The 15375-nt window shown below is 63.8% G+C and carries 15 protein-coding genes; 12 read left to right on the plus strand and 3 right to left on the minus strand.

Translation table 11 applies throughout. From position 1 onward, the window contains the following. The first annotated feature begins 124 nt into the window (after positions 1-124). The 9 genes from AiwAL_RS06200 to AiwAL_RS06240 all read left to right on the plus strand — a co-directional run bounded on the left by AiwAL_RS06200 (position 125) and on the right by AiwAL_RS06240 (position 7157). Positions 125-880: an alpha/beta hydrolase gene (locus tag AiwAL_RS06200; RefSeq protein WP_235705756.1), complete on the plus strand. Its 756-nt coding sequence runs from the start codon at positions 125-127 to the stop codon at positions 878-880. Between the two features lie 68 nt (positions 881-948). Beyond that, complete coding sequence (locus AiwAL_RS06205; protein WP_262312326.1) at positions 949-1302, plus strand: helix-turn-helix transcriptional regulator; 354 nt, start codon at positions 949-951, stop codon at positions 1300-1302. Beyond that, positions 1299-1823 (plus strand): arsenate reductase ArsC, encoded by a 525-nt coding sequence (locus AiwAL_RS06210; protein ID WP_262312327.1) that lies wholly within the window; start codon positions 1299-1301, stop codon positions 1821-1823. Before AiwAL_RS06205 ends, AiwAL_RS06210 begins: the two co-directional genes overlap by 4 nt. Further along, positions 1820-2242, plus strand: coding sequence for an arsenate reductase (glutaredoxin) (arsC, locus tag AiwAL_RS06215; protein WP_235706246.1), 423 nt, complete (start codon positions 1820-1822; stop codon positions 2240-2242). Before AiwAL_RS06210 ends, arsC begins: the two co-directional genes overlap by 4 nt. 23 nt (positions 2243-2265) lie before the next feature. Continuing rightward, on the plus strand, positions 2266-3588 hold the full coding sequence (locus AiwAL_RS06220; RefSeq protein ID WP_262312328.1) for an arsenic transporter: 1323 nt from the start codon (positions 2266-2268) through the stop codon (positions 3586-3588). Further along, complete coding sequence (arsH, locus tag AiwAL_RS06225) at positions 3581-4282, plus strand: arsenical resistance protein ArsH (protein ID WP_262312329.1); 702 nt, start codon at positions 3581-3583, stop codon at positions 4280-4282. Before AiwAL_RS06220 ends, arsH begins: the two co-directional genes overlap by 8 nt. Before the next feature lie 168 nt (positions 4283-4450). Continuing rightward, entirely contained in the window at positions 4451-4915 is a 465-nt protein-coding gene (gene speD, locus AiwAL_RS06230) for an adenosylmethionine decarboxylase (RefSeq protein WP_235704514.1), read from the plus strand. A 68-nt stretch (positions 4916-4983) separates the two neighbouring features. Beyond that, entirely contained in the window at positions 4984-5844 is an 861-nt protein-coding gene (speE, locus tag AiwAL_RS06235) for a polyamine aminopropyltransferase (RefSeq protein WP_235704513.1), read from the plus strand. Positions 5845-5858: 14 nt separating this feature from the next. Beyond that, positions 5859-7157 carry a chloride channel protein gene (locus AiwAL_RS06240; RefSeq protein ID WP_235704512.1) on the plus strand — a complete coding sequence of 433 codons (1299 nt, stop codon included), beginning with the start codon at positions 5859-5861 and terminating at the stop codon, positions 7155-7157. On the opposite strand, the gene AiwAL_RS06245 is transcribed toward AiwAL_RS06240, so the two are convergent. From AiwAL_RS06245 to AiwAL_RS06255, 3 genes are read right to left on the minus strand one after another with little or no spacing between them, the layout of a single operon-like run. Then, positions 7132-8088, minus strand: coding sequence for an acetyl-CoA carboxylase carboxyltransferase subunit alpha (locus tag AiwAL_RS06245; protein WP_235704511.1), 957 nt, complete (start codon positions 8086-8088; stop codon positions 7132-7134). The genes AiwAL_RS06240 and AiwAL_RS06245 overlap by 26 nt on opposite strands. A 36-nt stretch (positions 8089-8124) precedes the next feature. Then, positions 8125-9297, minus strand: a complete 1173-nt coding sequence (locus AiwAL_RS06250; protein WP_235704510.1) for an isovaleryl-CoA dehydrogenase — start codon at positions 9295-9297, stop codon at positions 8125-8127. Beyond that, the gene (locus AiwAL_RS06255; RefSeq protein ID WP_235704509.1) at positions 9284-9688 is read right to left on the minus strand and encodes a hypothetical protein; all 405 of its coding nucleotides are present in this window, start codon (positions 9686-9688) and stop codon (positions 9284-9286) included. Before AiwAL_RS06255 ends, AiwAL_RS06250 begins: the two co-directional genes overlap by 14 nt. A gap of 54 nt (positions 9689-9742) precedes the next feature. Between AiwAL_RS06255 and AiwAL_RS06260 the strand changes: the two genes are divergently transcribed. From AiwAL_RS06260 to ppdK, 3 genes are read left to right on the plus strand one after another with little or no spacing between them, the layout of a single operon-like run. Further along, complete coding sequence (locus tag AiwAL_RS06260) at positions 9743-10627, plus strand: glycine--tRNA ligase subunit alpha (protein ID WP_235704508.1); 885 nt, start codon at positions 9743-9745, stop codon at positions 10625-10627. Further along, on the plus strand, positions 10627-12621 hold the full coding sequence (gene glyS, locus AiwAL_RS06265) for a glycine--tRNA ligase subunit beta (protein ID WP_262312330.1): 1995 nt from the start codon (positions 10627-10629) through the stop codon (positions 12619-12621). The genes AiwAL_RS06260 and glyS overlap by 1 nt, the downstream gene beginning before the upstream one ends. A 7-nt stretch (positions 12622-12628) precedes the next feature. Then, positions 12629-15298 (plus strand): pyruvate, phosphate dikinase, encoded by a 2670-nt coding sequence (gene ppdK / locus AiwAL_RS06270; protein WP_262312331.1) that lies wholly within the window; start codon positions 12629-12631, stop codon positions 15296-15298. The last annotated feature ends 77 nt before the right edge of the window (positions 15299-15375 follow it).

Consider the following 15375-nt stretch of genomic DNA (forward strand, 5'->3'; position numbering starts at 1 on the left):
GTTTGCCAGTATCCTTTCAATTCGGAAGTTCGTTAAGACGCCTTAATCAGCGCCGACGATCTTCCGAATCGGGACACTAGGAACGCGCGCGTTACCATGAGCGGCGGGCGAAGGGGAGAGTGCGATGGACGAACGGCGGGGCGTGATCGAGCGGGCGGATGGGGTGCGGCTCGCCTATGCGCATCTGGCGGGGGATGGGCCGACCCTGGTGTTTCTGTCCGGATTCGCGTCCGACATGCAGGGGACGAAGGCGATTTTCCTGCGCGACTGGTGCGCCGCGCATGGCTCAGCGATGCTGCGGCTCGATTATTCCGGCCATGGTGCCTCCGACGGATCGTTCGCGGACGGCACGATCGGGCGCTGGGTCGCGGATGCGCGCACGGTCATCGACACGGTGCTGCCGGAGGGAGAGTTGATTCTCGCCGGGTCGTCGATGGGCGGCTGGATCGGGCTCTTGCTCGCGCGCGCGCTTGGCGCACGAGTCGCGGGGTTTCTCGGCATCGCCGCCGCTCCCGATTTCACCGAGGATCTGATGAAGCCAAGCCTGACCGAGGCGGCGCGAGCGGCATTGGCACGCGACGGTGTGGTGATGGTGCCCAACCCCTATGGTTCGCCGACGCCGATGACGGCGGCGCTGCTCGACGACGGCGCGCGGCATCTCGTGCTTCGCGCGCCGATCCCGATCGACGCTCCTGTGCGGCTGATTCACGGCCAGCGCGACGCCGAAGTGCCGTGGCAAACCAGCCTGCGCCTCGCCGAACGAATCGCGGGCGAGGATGTGTGGGTCACGCTGATAAAGGACGGGGAGCACCGGCTCTCTCGCGCGAGCGATCTGGCGCTGATCGGACGGTTGCTTGAAACCATCGCCTGCGCGGGTTGACGATCCTGCGATAATTCTTTATTTCGATAATAATGAAAATATCAAATACTAAAATCGGCTCCGCCTGGATGGTTGCGGCCCTCGCCGCCCTGGCGCACGAGCACAGATTGGCGGCGTATCGGCTACTCGTTGAAGCCGGTCCCGCGGGCATTGCGGCGGGCGAGATCGCCGAAAAGCTCGGCCTGGTGCCGTCCTCGCTCACCTTCCATATCCAGGCGCTACTGCGGGCCGGGCTGATCAGCCAGCGGCGCGCGAGCCGGCACGTCATATACGCCACAGATTTCACCGCGATGAACGAGTTGGTTGGCTTCCTGGTAAAAAATTGCTGTGGTCAGGACGTCTCCATTTGCGGACCGGCCTGTAATCCCGCGCTACCCTCGGCAAAACAGAAAACGCTCCGCGCGAAAGCAAAATCGGCGTGACCAACCAGCCGCTCAACGTGCTGTTTCTCTGCACCGGTAATTCCGCCCGCAGCATATTGGCTGAAAAACTGGTCGAGCGCTGGGGTGATGGCAAATTCCAGGGATTTTCGGCGGGCAGTCATCCGAAAGGCGAGGTTCATCCGCGCACGCTCGCGATGCTGGAAGATGCCGGACTGCCGACCGATGGGTTGCGTTCGAAATCCTGGGACGAATTCGCGCAGCCGGGCGCCCCGGTGATGGATTTCGTGTTCACCGGTTGCGACGACGCTGCGGGTGAAATTTGTCCGGTCTGGCCGGGACAGCCGATGACGGCGCATTGGGGCGTGCCCGACCCGGCTTCCGCCACCGGCACCGACCTCGAACGAACGGCTTCATTCCGGACCGCATTCCGAATGTTGGAAACCCGTATCAAACTCTTCGCCAGCCTACCCTTCGCCAAACTGGAGCAGGCGTCGCTCCGGCGCCGGGTACAGGAGATCGGCCGGATCGGGCCGAACGAAGGCGAAGGCTCGGCGGCATGAGCGTGATCATCTACCATAATCCCGATTGCGGCACCTCGCGCAACGTGCTGGCGCTGATCCGCAACGCCGGGATCGAGCCCAGGATCGTCGAATATCTGAAAACCCCGCCATCCCGCGAAACCCTGGTTGATGTGATCGAGCGCATGGGTATTCCGGTCCGCGCCGTGCTGCGCGAGAAGGGCACGCCCTATGCCGAATTCGGGCTCGATGATCCTGCCGTGTCCGACGATGCGTTGCTCGACGCGATGATGGCGCACCCGATCCTGATCAACCGGCCGATCGTGGTCACGCCGTTGGGCGTAAAACTCTGTCGCCCGTCCGAGACCGTGCTCGACATCCTGCCCGCGCCGCAACGGGCTGGCTTCGCCAAGGAAGACGGTGAAGCCGTGGTCGATTCCGCCGGTCGGCGCATCCGCTAACTCTCCAGTATTCGAGGCTTCTCATGCTCGCCCTCGCGGTGTTCGTCGCAACCCTTGTGTTCGTCATCGGACAGCCGGGCGGGCTCGGCATCGGCTGGAGCGCCATGGCCGGCGCCGTCGTCGATCTCGCCCTGGGGGTGATCCATTGGCGCAATATCCCGACGGTCTGGCATATCGTCTGGAACGCGACCTTCACCTTCGTCGCCCTGATCATCATTTCGCTCCTGCTCGACGAGGCCGGGTTTTTCCGCTGGGCCGCCCTGCATGTCGCGCGCTGGGGGCGTGGACGCGGGAGGGTTCTGCTCCCGCTGATCGTGCTGCTCGGCTTTGCCATCGCGGCGTTCTTCGCCAATGACGGCGCCGCACTGCTGCTGACGCCGATCGTGATGGCGATTCTCACGAGCCTTGAATTTCCGCCTGCCGCTGCACTCGCCTTCATCATCGCGACCGGCTTTGTCGCCGATACCACCAGCCTGCCGCTGGTGATTTCCAATCTGGTCAACATCGTCAGCGCCAATTATTTCAGGATCGGCTTCACCCGGTATGCCGTGGTGATGGTGCCGGTCGATCTGGTTTCGCTGGCCGCGACGCTCGCCGTGATCGGCCTCATGTATCGCCGGGCGGCGAACCGGCGCTATGCCATCGAAGCACTGGAAGCGCCTTCGTCGGCCATCCACGATCCTCTGGTTTTCCGCGCGGCCTGGCCGGTGCTCGCGGTGCTGCTCGCGGCGTATTTCATCACCGCGCCGCTCGGCGTGCCGGTCTCGTTCGTCACCATCGCCGGTGCCGTCGTGCTGCTCGCCATCGCCGGACGCTGGTTTGCCGGCGGATCGGGGAGGGTCATCGAAATCCGCCGGGTTTTGCGCGGCGCGCCGTGGCAAATCGTGATTTTCAGCCTGGGTATGTATCTCGTCGTCTATGGGCTGCGCAACGCGGGCCTGACCAATTACATTGCCGATGCACTCCGGGCTTTCGCCGCCCACGGCATCTGGGCGGCGTCGCTCGGCACCGGCATCCTGGCGGCCGTGCTGTCCTCGATCATGAACAATATGCCGAGCGTGTTGGTCGGCGCGCTCGCGATCGGTCAATTGGGGCATCTGTCACCGGGCATCCACGATGCGATGGTCTATGCCAATGTGATCGGCTGCGATCTCGGCCCGAAATTCACCCCGATCGGCAGTCTCGCCACACTGCTCTGGCTGCACGTGCTGAGCCAGAAGGGAACGCGGATCACCTGGGGCCAGTATATGCGGATCGGGCTGGTCATCACACCGCCGGTGCTTCTCGCCACACTCGCGGCCCTTGCGCTCTGGCTACCAGTTGTGGGAGCGGTGGGCCATGGATGACGGCGAATTTCCCGCCTTGCACCGCGATTTGTTGCTCTTACCCGATCCGGAGCGTCTCGAACCCGTCGCCCGCGCAACCCACAAGCCTCGCGTGCTGCTGCTCTACGGCTCGTTGCGGGAACGTTCCTATTCGCGTTTCGCGACCGAGGAAGCCGCCCGGCTGCTCGATCTGATGGGCGCCGAAACCCGGATCTACGATCCGCGCGACCTGCCGGTCGCCAACAGCGTACCGGTCGATCATCCGAAGGTGCAGGAACTTCGCGCCTTCTCACTCTGGTCCGAAGCGCAGGTCTGGTGCAGTCCCGAGGTGCACGGCGCGGTCACCGGGGTGATGAAAAACCAGATCGACTGGATTCCCCTGGCCGAAGGTGCCGTGCGCCCCACCCAGGGCCGGGTGCTTGCGGTGATGCAGGTTTCTGGCGGATCGCAGAGCTTCAACGCGGTGAACACGCTGCGTTTGCTCGGCCGCTGGATGCGCATGGTGGTGATTCCGAACCAGTCCAGCGTCGCCCGCGCCTATGAACAGTTCGACGAAGCCGGCCGCATGCTGCCTTCGGCCTATTACGACCGGGTGGTCGACGTGATGGAGGAGTTGCTCCGGTTCACGCTTCTGCTTCGTGATCGCAGCGCCTATCTGGTCGATCGTTACAGCGAGCGGAAAAATGCTGTTGCACGCTCGATAGGGACGTTGTGATCCACCGGCTTCGAGGCTTGCGGGTCTGCGGGGGTAAAATTTCATAATTCCAGGGGGGAAAACCACTTGCGTCTGGGGGCGAATGCCCTCATATCGCGCGCTCTTAGCCCCGGGGGGCGCGGCGCGGTGCCGCGTTCTACAGGCTGTCACTGGTTGAGGGGGTTCGCGATGAACGCACTTGCCCGACTGGGGATGGTCTCGGAAATTCCGAGCGAAAACCAGACGTTTGCTCACGGCGAAGCCGGCGATATGGCGCTGCCGAAGGACTATTTCGTGGAACGCGACGGCGTGAAATTCGCCGGCACGCATCTGCTCGTGGATTTGTGGGGCGCGGACCGTCTCGACGAACCGGATTTGATCGACGCCACCCTGTGCGCGGCCGCCCTCGCCGCCGGAGCAACGATCCTGCACAGTCATTTTCACCATTTCTCGCCGAATGGCGGCGTCTCCGGCGTGGTGGTGCTGGCGGAGAGCCATATCTCCATCCACACTTGGCCGGAACGGGGCTATGCGGCGCTGGACATCTTCATGTGCGGCACCTGCAACCCGTACAAGGCGATTCCGATGCTCAAGCAGGCGTTTACGCCAAGCAGCGTGCAGGTTGGCGAGCAGCGCCGCGGCCTGATCGCCTGAACCCGATCCGATGACCTCGTCGCACCGCCCGGTCGGCACCGGGCGGTGCTTTCGCATGAGAGACCGTCATGACCGATATCTGGTATAACGAAACCCTCTATCCGGCCTGGGGCCAGCGCTTTCGCGTGGTGCGCGAACTCGCCCGCGCGCGCAGCGAATTTCAGGACATCGCGATTTTCGAGAGCGAAACCCACGGCAGGGTGATGACGCTCGACGGCATCGTGCAGATCACCGAGGGCGACGAATTCGTCTATCAGGAAATGCTCGCCCATGTGCCGATTCTGGCGCATGGCGATGCGAAATCCGTGCTCATCATCGGCGCCGGCGATGGCGGCGTTTTGCGCCGCGTGCTGATGCATAAAACCGTGACCAAGGCCGTCATGGTCGAAATCGATGGCGAGGTGATTCGCCTGTCGAAGGAATTCCTGCCCTCGATCGGCGGCGGCGCGTGGGACGATCCGCGCGCCGAGGTTATCGTGGGTGACGGCATCGACTATGTGAAGCGCGCGCCGGATGCCTCGTTCGATGTCATCATCGTCGATTCGACCGACCCGATCGGTGTGGGCGAGGTGCTGTTCACCGACGATTTCTACGAAAACTGCGCGCGCATCCTCACCGCTCGCGGACTGATCGTGAATCAGTGCGGCGTGCCGTTCATGCAGGCGGACGAGTTGCGCGATACGTCGCGGCGCCGCAAGCGGTTCTTTCCGCATGTCACCGCTTATGTCACCGCGGTGCCCACCTATGTCGGCGGCTACATGACGCTCGGCTGGGCCGGGAAAGATCCCAGCCTGACCGCGCATACGGCGGCAACGATCGAGGCACGGGCACGAGAGGCTGGCATTCTCGGCACGACCGGCTATTGGTCGCCCGAGATCCATGCCGCCGCGTTCCATCTGCCGCCCTATATCGCGAAGCATCTGCCGTAGGAGATTGACCTAACATGCAGGTAGCGAAACGGAACCTGATTTTCGTTATCGCCGCCATCATCACCGGGCTGGTCTCGATCGCCTTCGGTATTGGCGTGGTGCGCGCGAGCGCCCTGTTCGCCCAGGTCATCCAGGGACGCGACTGGCTGGCGTTCCTGCTGTGCCCGGCTGGCTTCGCGGTCATCGTGTTTCTTACTCGCAATGTGTTTCCCGGCGCGCAGGGCTCGGGCATTCCGCAGGCCATGGCCGGGCTGCAGATGCAGGACCCGGCGGATGTCGATTCGGTGCTGTCCTTTCGCATCGCGGCGGGCAAGTTCCTGCTGACCCTGCTGGGGTTCGCGGTCGGCGCCTCGATCGGCAAGGAAGGCCCGACCGTGCAGATCGGCTGTGCGGCGATGAATATCTGCGGCCGCTTCGGGCTGGAGCGCAGCCACGCGCTGCAGCGGCTGCTGATCCTGGCCGGCGGCGCGGCGGGAATCACCTGCGCGTTCAATGCGCCGATCGCCGGGGCTGTGTTTGCGATCGAGGAAATGGCGCGCAGCTTCGACGACCGGCAGGTGCGCGCCATTCTGCTCGCCGCCTTCGCGAGCGGGGTGACTCTTCTGCTCGTGCTCGGCTACCAGCCCTATTTCGGATTTTCGCGGGCGATGCTGCCGTTCGGAATCGCCTGGGCGCTGGTGCCGGTCTGCGCCGTGATCGGCGGTCTGGCGGGCGGTTTGTTCGCGCGGATTCTGGTGGCGCCGGCGCGGTTCATGCCCGGTCCGATCAACACGCTGGCGAAACGCCGGCCGGTGGTTTTCGCGGTGGTGTGCGGAATAATCCTGGCCTGCCTGGGCGTGATCTCGCACGGCCAGGTGTTCGATGCGAGCTATGGCGAGGCACGGGCGGCGCTCACGCGCGGGGTTCTGCCGCCGATCGGCTTCGCGCCGCTGAAATGGGCGGCGACCCTGGTGTCCTATTTGTCGGGCATTCCGGGCGGGATTTTCGCGCCGTCATTGGCCGTCGGGGTGGGCGTCGGCACCGCGTTCGCCCATCTGGTGCCGGGTGTGCCGGTAGCGGCCTTCGCGATGGTAGGCATGGCCGGATATTTCTCCGGCGTCGTGCAGTCGCCGCTGACCGCGACCGCCATCGTCATCGAAATGACCAGCAATCCGGCAATGACGGTGCCGGTCGGTCTTGCCGCCGTGCTCGGCACCATGGCGTCCCGGCTGGTCTGCAAGCAGCCGGTCTATCACGCCATGTCGCATCAATTCCTGCGGGTGATCGAGCGCAAGCCGGAGGACAATCTCAGGACAGCGGAGCCTGCCCCATAGCGAGGAATTTCTCCCGCCGCTTGGCCTTGAGCGCTTCGGGCGCCATCGTCTTCAGCGGCGCCAGAGCCGTGCCGATCGCCTCGCCCAGCTGAGCCAGCGCCGTTTCCGGCGCGCGATGCGCCCCGCCCAGCGGTTCCGGCACGATCCGGTCGATGATGCCGAGACGCTTCAGATCCTGCGCCGTCACCTTCATCGCATCGGCGGCCTGTGCGGCCATTGCCCGGTCTTCCCACAGAATCGCGGCGCAGCCTTCCGGCGAAATGACGGAATAGATCGCATGCTCGAACATCAGCACTGCATCGGCTGCGGCAATCGCGATCGCCCCGCCCGATCCGCCCTCGCCGATGATGGTGGCGACGAATGGCACCGGGGCGGCGAGGCACGCTTCGATCCCCCGCGCGATCGCCTCCGCCTGGCCGCGCGCTTCGGCGTCGATTCCCGGATAGGCGCCGGAGGTATCGACGAAGGACAGGATCGGCAGACCGAATCGCCCGGCCAGGTCGATCAGCCGCCGCGCCTTGCGATAGCCTTCCGGGCGCGGCGAGCCGAAATTGTGCTTGAGCCGGGTTTCCAGGTCCGAGCCTTTCTCGATCGCAAGCACCATGACCGGCTCGCCATCGAATCGTCCGGGACCGGCGATGATCGCGGCATCCTCGGCGAAGCCGCGATCGCCAGCGAGTGGCGTGAACTCGGTGATCAGCCGGGCGATCACGTCCTTTGCCTTCGGCCGCTCCGGGTGGCGCGCGACCTGGGTTTTCTGCCAGGGGGTGAGCTTGCCGTAGAGCGTGCGCAATTGCCGCTCGGCCTTGTCGCTGAGCTGGGCGACCTCCTCGGCGATGTTGAGCTCGCCGGGATCGGTCATCCGGCGCAGTTCTTCTATTTTCGCCTCAAGCTCGGCGACCGGCTTCTCGAAGTCCAGGAAATGACGCATCAGCCTCGCCTGTCGCAGAACCGTCGTGAAGTCAAATCAGGCTGTCTCCTTATACAGCTCGCGGCCGATCAGCATCCGGCGGATTTCCGAGGTGCCGGCGCCGATTTCATAGAGTTTCGCGTCGCGCAGCAGCCGGCCGGTCGGGTAGTCGTTGATGTAGCCGTTACCGCCCAGGCACTGGATCGCCTCCAGCGCCATCCAGGTTGCCTTTTCGGCCGCGTACAGGATCGCTCCGGCGGCGTCCTTGCGCGTGGTCCGGCCCCGGTCGCAGGCTTTCGCCACCGCATAAACGTAAGCGCGGGCGGCGCTCATCGTCACATACATGTCGGCGAGCTTGCCCTGAACGAGCTGAAACTCGCCGATTTTCTGGCCGAACTGCTCGCGCTCATGGACATAGGGGATCACGATATCGAGAGCGGCCTGCATGATGCCCAAGGGCCCGGCGGCCAGCACGGCGCGTTCGTAATCGAGCCCGCTCATCAGCACATTCACCCCGCGCCCCAGCCCGCCGAGGATGTTCTGCTCCGGCACGGCGCAATCCTCGAACACCAGTTCCCCGGTGTTCGAGCCGCGCATCCCGAGCTTGTCGAGCTTCTGAGCGCAGGAGAAGCCCGGCATGTCTCGCTCCACGATGAAGGCGGTGATGCCGCGCGCACCGGCTTCCGGGTCGGTCTTGGCATAGACGACCAACGTATCCGCATCCGGTCCGTTGGTGATCCACATTTTCGTGCCGTTGAGAACGTAGGTGTTCCCGAGCTTCTCCGCGCGCAGCCGCATCGACACCACATCCGACCCGGCATTCGGCTCGCTCATCGCCAGCGCGCCGACGGCGCTGCCGTCGAGCAGGCCGGGCAGGTATCTGCGCTTCTGCGCCTCGGTGCCGTTCAGGTTGATCTGGTTGACGCAGAGATTCGAATGCGCGCCGTAGGACAGCCCGACCGAGGCCGAGGCGCGGGAGATTTCCTCCATCGCCACCGAATGCGCCAGATAGCCGAGGCCGGCGCCGCCATATTCTTCCGGCACGGTGACGCCGAGCAGCCCCATCTCGCCGAATTTCGGCCAGAGATCAGCCGGGAAATCGTTATCGCGGTCGATCGCGGCGGCGCGCGGCGCGATCTCGGCCTGGGCGAACCGGCGCACCGTCTCGCGCAAGGCGTCGATCTCCGGGCCGAGATCGAAATCGAGCATGGTCTGGCTATTGGCGAGCATTTTGTCCTCCGTTCGTCGCGCCGGCATAGCGTGGAGCGGCGGCTTCGAGCCAGCCCCATAACCCCAATGCCGCGCCGATAATGCCTTCCGTGCCGTTATAGTTCACCACGGCAGCGACCCCGACCGCCAGCGCCGCGACCCCCGGCCAGCGCCGCGCGAAGGCGAAGCCGAGCAGGCCGAGCACCAGGGAGGCCAGCCCGAACAGCCGCTCATATTGCAGCCACAGCACAGCCTGGCGTGGCACGCAGACCAGCGGCGCCTGCGGCCCGGCGCAGACGCCGACATAGGCGCGCGGCACGATAGTCACCTCGCGGAACAGGATCGCGGCGACCCCAACGGCCAGAACCACGCCGATCCCGGCCCAGTCATGCCGGTGCAACCTTGCCCTCATCCCATCTGCCCCGTAATGGTGCGTCGCGAAACGCCACCCTCTTAACATGGTATCATGGCCGACCTGAAACACGCCGCCAGTTCTTCCGCGCTGAGCTTCCAGGATATCATCCTCACCCTGCACCGGTTCTGGGCGCGCCAGGGCTGCGTGATTTTGCAACCCTACGATATGGAAATGGGCGCCGGCACCTTCCACCCGGCCACCACGCTGCGCGCCCTGGGGCCGAAGTCATGGGCGGCGGCCTACGTTCAGCCGTCGCGCCGGCCGTCCGACGGGCGCTATGGCGAGAACCCGAACCGGCTGCAGCATTATTACCAGTACCAGGTCATCATCAAGCCAAGCCCGGCCGACGCGCAGGATCTGCTGCTGGAAAGCTACCGCGCGATCGGCCTCGATCCGCTGCGCCACGATTTTCGTTTCGTCGAAGACGACTGGGAAAGCCCGACCCTCGGTGCCTGGGGGCTCGGCTGGGAGGTCTGGTGCGACGGCATGGAGGTCGGCCAGTTCACCTATTTCCAGCAGGTGGGGGGCATCGCGGTCGATCTGCCGAGCTTCGAGATGACCTACGGGCTGGAACGTCTGGCGATGTATGTCCAGGGCGTGGAGAACGTGTTTTCGCTCCGCTTCAACGACGCGGGAACCACCTACGGGGATGTGTTTCTCCGCGCGGAGAAAGAGTATTCGGCGCATAATTTCGAATTCGCCGATACCGATATGCTGATCCGCCATTTCGCGGACGCGGAAGCCGAATGCGGCGCGCTGGTCGCGCGCAAACTGGCGCTTCCCGCCTATGATTACTGCATCAAGGCGAGCCATTTGTTCAACCTGCTCGACGCGCGCGGGGTGATTTCGGTCGCCGAGCGCGCCTCCTATATCGGCCGGGTGAGAACCCTCGCCAAAGCCTGCGCCGAGGCGTGGGTTGCCGGGGAGACGGCCTGATGCCCGAGTTTTTTCTGGAACTGTTCTCCGAGGAAATCCCGGCGCGGATGCAGGCGGCGGCGGCGGAACAGTTGCAGCGTATCGTCGAACGCGCGTTCGGCAGTCTGCGGCCGCGTGCTGGCAAAATCTGGTTTGCCCCGCGCCGCATCGCCTATCGTGCGGAAATCGATGCGGCACTGTCCAGCGACGGTGGCACCGCAGCGATTCGCGGACCGCGCGTTGGCGCGCTGCCGGCGGCGATCGAAGGCTTCCTGCGCAAACACCGGGTTACCGCCGATGCGTTGGAGCGGGAGGGCGAATTCTTTGTCCTGCGGCCAACGATCGGGAACCGGCCAGCGCGAGCGATTATCCCAGAGGTTTTGCCGTCTGTCGTCAGCAAGCTGCCTTGGCCGAAATCGATGCGCTGGGGCGAGTCTGGCGATTTTGCCTGGGTGCGGCCGCTACGCCGGATCACCTGCCTGCTCGATGGCGAGGTAGTGCCCATCACCATCGGCCCCGTTACCGCCTCGGACGAGAGCGAAGGCCATCGTTTCATGGCGCCGGGCACATTCAGGGTCACCAGCGCCGCGCAATGGGAAAGCGAACTCGAACGCCGTTATGTCGTCGCGGATGCGGCGAAGCGACGAGCCAAAATCGAAGCGGGGTTGCGCGCGGAAGCCGCGTCGCGTGGCCTCACCCTCGTCGAAGATGCTGCCCTGCTCGATGAAGTGGCCGGCTTGGTCGAATTTCCGGTGCCGCTGATCGGACGCATCGAGCCACGGCACATGGCGCTGCCGCCGGAAGTGCGCGAATTGTCGATGCGGGTGAACCAGCGTTATTTCGCCACGCGCGATTCATCGGGAAATCCGGCTCCATATTTCGCCTTCGTCGCCAATATCGAAGCCAATGACGGCGGTGCCACGATCGTCGCCGGCAACGAGCGGGTGCTGCGCGCGCGCCTCGCCGATGCCGAGCATTTCTGGAACCTCGACCGCAAGCATTCTTTGTCGGATTATCTGCCGAAGCTGAAATCCGTCACGTTTCACGCCAGGCTCGGCACGCAGTTCGACCGCGCCGAACGCATCGCCACACTCGCGCGCGAAATCGCCGCAGCTCTCGGTTATGATTCCGTTGCCGATCAGGCCGAACGGGCGGGAAGGTTCTGCAAGGCCGACCTTGTGACCGGTATGGTCGGCGAATTTCCCGAACTGCAAGGCATCATGGGCGGCTATTATGCCGATGATCCGGCGGTAGGAGCGGCGATCCGCACCCATTACCAACCCAAAGGCCCGAGCGACGAGGTGTCGCGCGGTATCATTCCCTGCGCCGTCGCACTTGCCGACAAGCTCGACACGCTGCGCGAATTCTTCCGCATCGGCGAGAAGCCGACCGGCTCCGGCGATCCCTACGCGCTGCGCCGTGCCGCCCTCGGCGTCATTCGGATCATCCTCGAAAACAGGCTGACCCTGAAGCTGAATTTGTTGCTGGAAAACACGGAGCTGTTCGACTTCATTCTCGACCGGCTGCGCGTGAAGTTGCGCAGTGAAGGCCGGCGATTCGACATTCTCAACGCCGTATTCGAGGCCGCACCGGATGACGATCTGCTTCGAATCATGAAACGTGCCGACGATCTCGGTAATTTTCTCGCAACCGATAATGGCGCCAATCTTGTCGTCGCGTATCGGCGGGCGGCCAATATCCTGCGGATCGAAGACGCCAAGGATGGGCCGCATATCGGGGAAATCGAGCCGCTCAGTCTTATTGCGGATGAAGAAATCGCGTTTCGAAACAAGCTCGATGACATTATCAAATCGGTCAAAATTTTTTTATCAACAGATCAGTTCGGGGCGGCATTGGGTGAATTGACGACACTTCGCGAACCCGTCGATGCCTTCTTCGAACACGTCACTGTCAACGCCGACGATCCGGCGCTGCGCCGCAACCGGCTTCGCCTGCTCGCAAGGCTACGCGACGTGATGCACCAAATCGCCGATTTCTCGAAACTGGAAGGGTAACACCGCCATGAGCAAATATGTTTACAGTTTCGGCCCCGGTGCCAGCGATGGCAGTGCCGCGCTGCGCAACCTGCTCGGCGGCAAGGGTGCCAACCTTGCGGAAATGGCCAGCATCGGCCTGCCGGTGCCGCCCGGCTTCACCATCACCACCGAGGTCTGCACCCAGTTCTACGCCAATGACCGGCAATATCCCGCTGGATTGCAGAATCAGGTCGATGCGGCGCTCACGAAAATCGAGCAGGAAGTCGGCCGCAGATTCGGCGACAAGCACAAACCCCTGCTGGTTTCCGTGCGCTCCGGTGCGCGGGTGTCGATGCCCGGCATGATGGACACTGTGCTCAATCTCGGCCTCAACGACGTCACGGTCCAGGGACTTGCCGAAGGTGCTGGCGATGCGCGTTTTGCCTGGGATTCCTACCGCCGTTTCATCCAGATGTACGGTTCGGTGGTTCTCGGCGTCGCCCATCATCGCTTCGAGGAAATCATCGAGAACGTGAAACTCGACGAAGGCACCGTCGAAGACACGCAGCTCACCGCGCAGGACTGGCACCGCGTCGTCGAAAGCTACAAGGAGGTTGTCCAGGCCGAAACCGGCAAGCCCTTCCCGCAGGACCCGCACGATCAGCTCTGGGGCGCCATGGGCGCCGTGTTCGGCTCGTGGATGAACCAGCGCGCCATCACCTATCGCCGTTTGCACGAAATTCCCGCCGACTGGGGCACGGCGGTCAATGTCCAGGCCATGGTGTTCGGCAATATGGGCGAGGACTGCGCGACCGGCGTGTGCTTCACCCGCGATCCGTCCACCGGGCTCAATGAATTCTACGGCGAATATCTCGTCAACGCGCAGGGCGAAGACGTGGTCGCAGGCATCCGCACGCCGCGCCCGCTTTCGAAATCCTATGCGAAACCCGGCGAGATCAGCATGGAAGAGGCTTTGCCCGAGGCCTATGCGGAGCTCAAGCGAGTGCGCGAGACGCTGGAACGCCACTATCACGACATGCAGGACATCGAGTTCACGATTCAGCGCAACAAGCTCTACATGTTGCAAACTCGAAACGGAAAACGTACTGCCTCGGCGAGTGTGCGCATCGCGGTCGAAATGGCCGAGGAAAATTTGATCGACCAGCGCGAGGCGGTCACGCGGGTCAACCCGCAATCGCTCGACCAGTTGTTGCATCCCACGCTTGATCCGAACTCGCCGCGCAAATTGCTGTCGAAGGGCTTGCCCGCGTCGCCAGGTGCTGCCTCCGGCCTCGTCGTGTTTTCGGCCGACGAGGCGGAAATGCGCGCGCAGAAAGGCGAAGCGGTCATTCTGGTGCGGATCGAAACCAGCCCCGAGGATATCCACGGCATGCACGCCGCGCGCGGCATCCTGACGACACGCGGCGGCATGACAAGTCATGCCGCAGTCGTTGCGCGTGGCATGGGCCGCCCCTGCGTCGCGGGTGCCGGCGGTATCCATGTCGATTACGGCGCCAAGACGCTTTCGGCCGGCGGCGTCAGCATCCGTGCCGGCGATACCATCACGCTCGACGGCGCCACCGGCGAGGTTTTCGCCGGATCGGTGCCGATGATCGAACCGCAACTCTCCGGCGACTTCGCAAAGCTGATGGGCTGGGCCGATAACATTCGCAGGCTGAAAGTTCGCGCCAATGCCGAGACGCCGCTCGATGCCGAAACCGCGCGCAAATTCGGCGCCGAGGGAATCGGCCTGTCGCGCACCGAACACATGTTCTTCGACCCCGAGCGCATCGGGGCGGTACGACAGATGATCATGGCGTCCGACGAACGCGGGCGGCGCATCGCACTCGAAAAACTTCTGCCATTCCAGCGGAAGGATTTCGTCGGTCTGTTCCGCATCATGGCCGGGCTTCCGGTAACGATCCGCCTGCTCGATCCGCCGCTGCACGAATTTCTGCCGCATGGCGAGGCCGAACTCGAGGAGGTGGCAATCGCATTGGGAATGGGCGTGGACGCGATGCGCCAGCGCGCCTCCGAACTCAGCGAGGCGAATCCGATGCTCGGCCATCGCGGCTGCCGCCTCGGCGTTTCATACCCGGAAATTTATGAAATGCAGGCCCGCGCCATTTTCGAAGCGGCGCTTGAGGTCGCGAAGGAAACCGGCAAGGCGCCGGTGCCGGAAATCATGATCCCGCTGGTCGGCATGAAGCGCGAGCTTGACATCACCCGCGAGCAGGTCGAGCGCGTCGCCAGATCGGTGTTCGACGAGGCCGGCCAGACGCTGGAATACAGCATCGGCACGATGATCGAATTGCCACGTGCGGCCCTGACCGCCGATGCGATCGCCGAATCCGCCGATTTCTTCTCATTCGGCACCAACGATCTGACGCAGACGGTGTTTGGCCTATCACGCGACGATGCTGGAAAATTCCTGCCGCGCTACGTGGAATCCGGCATCCTGCCGAAGGATCCGTTTGTCACGATCGATATCGAAGGCGTCGGCGCGATGGTGCGCATCGCGGCCGAAAAAGGCCGCGCTACCAAGCCTAATCTTAAGCTCGGTATTTGCGGCGAGCATGGCGGCGATCCGACATCGATCACGTTCTGCGAGGAAATCGGTCTCGATTACGTCTCGTGCAGTCCGTATCGCGTGCCGGTGGCGCGCCTGGCGGCCGCCCAGGCGGCGATCGGCGTTGGCGGCGACCGTACAGCTTAGAGCAAGGTAGGTTCTGATTGAACCATTTCGTTCAATCGGAACCGGCCAACTTGCTCGCCAAAATATGAGTAGAGCGT

This window comes from Acidiphilium sp. AL, from assembly GCF_025499445.1.
GTDB classification, from domain to species: domain Bacteria; phylum Pseudomonadota; class Alphaproteobacteria; order Acetobacterales; family Acetobacteraceae; genus Acidiphilium; species Acidiphilium iwatense.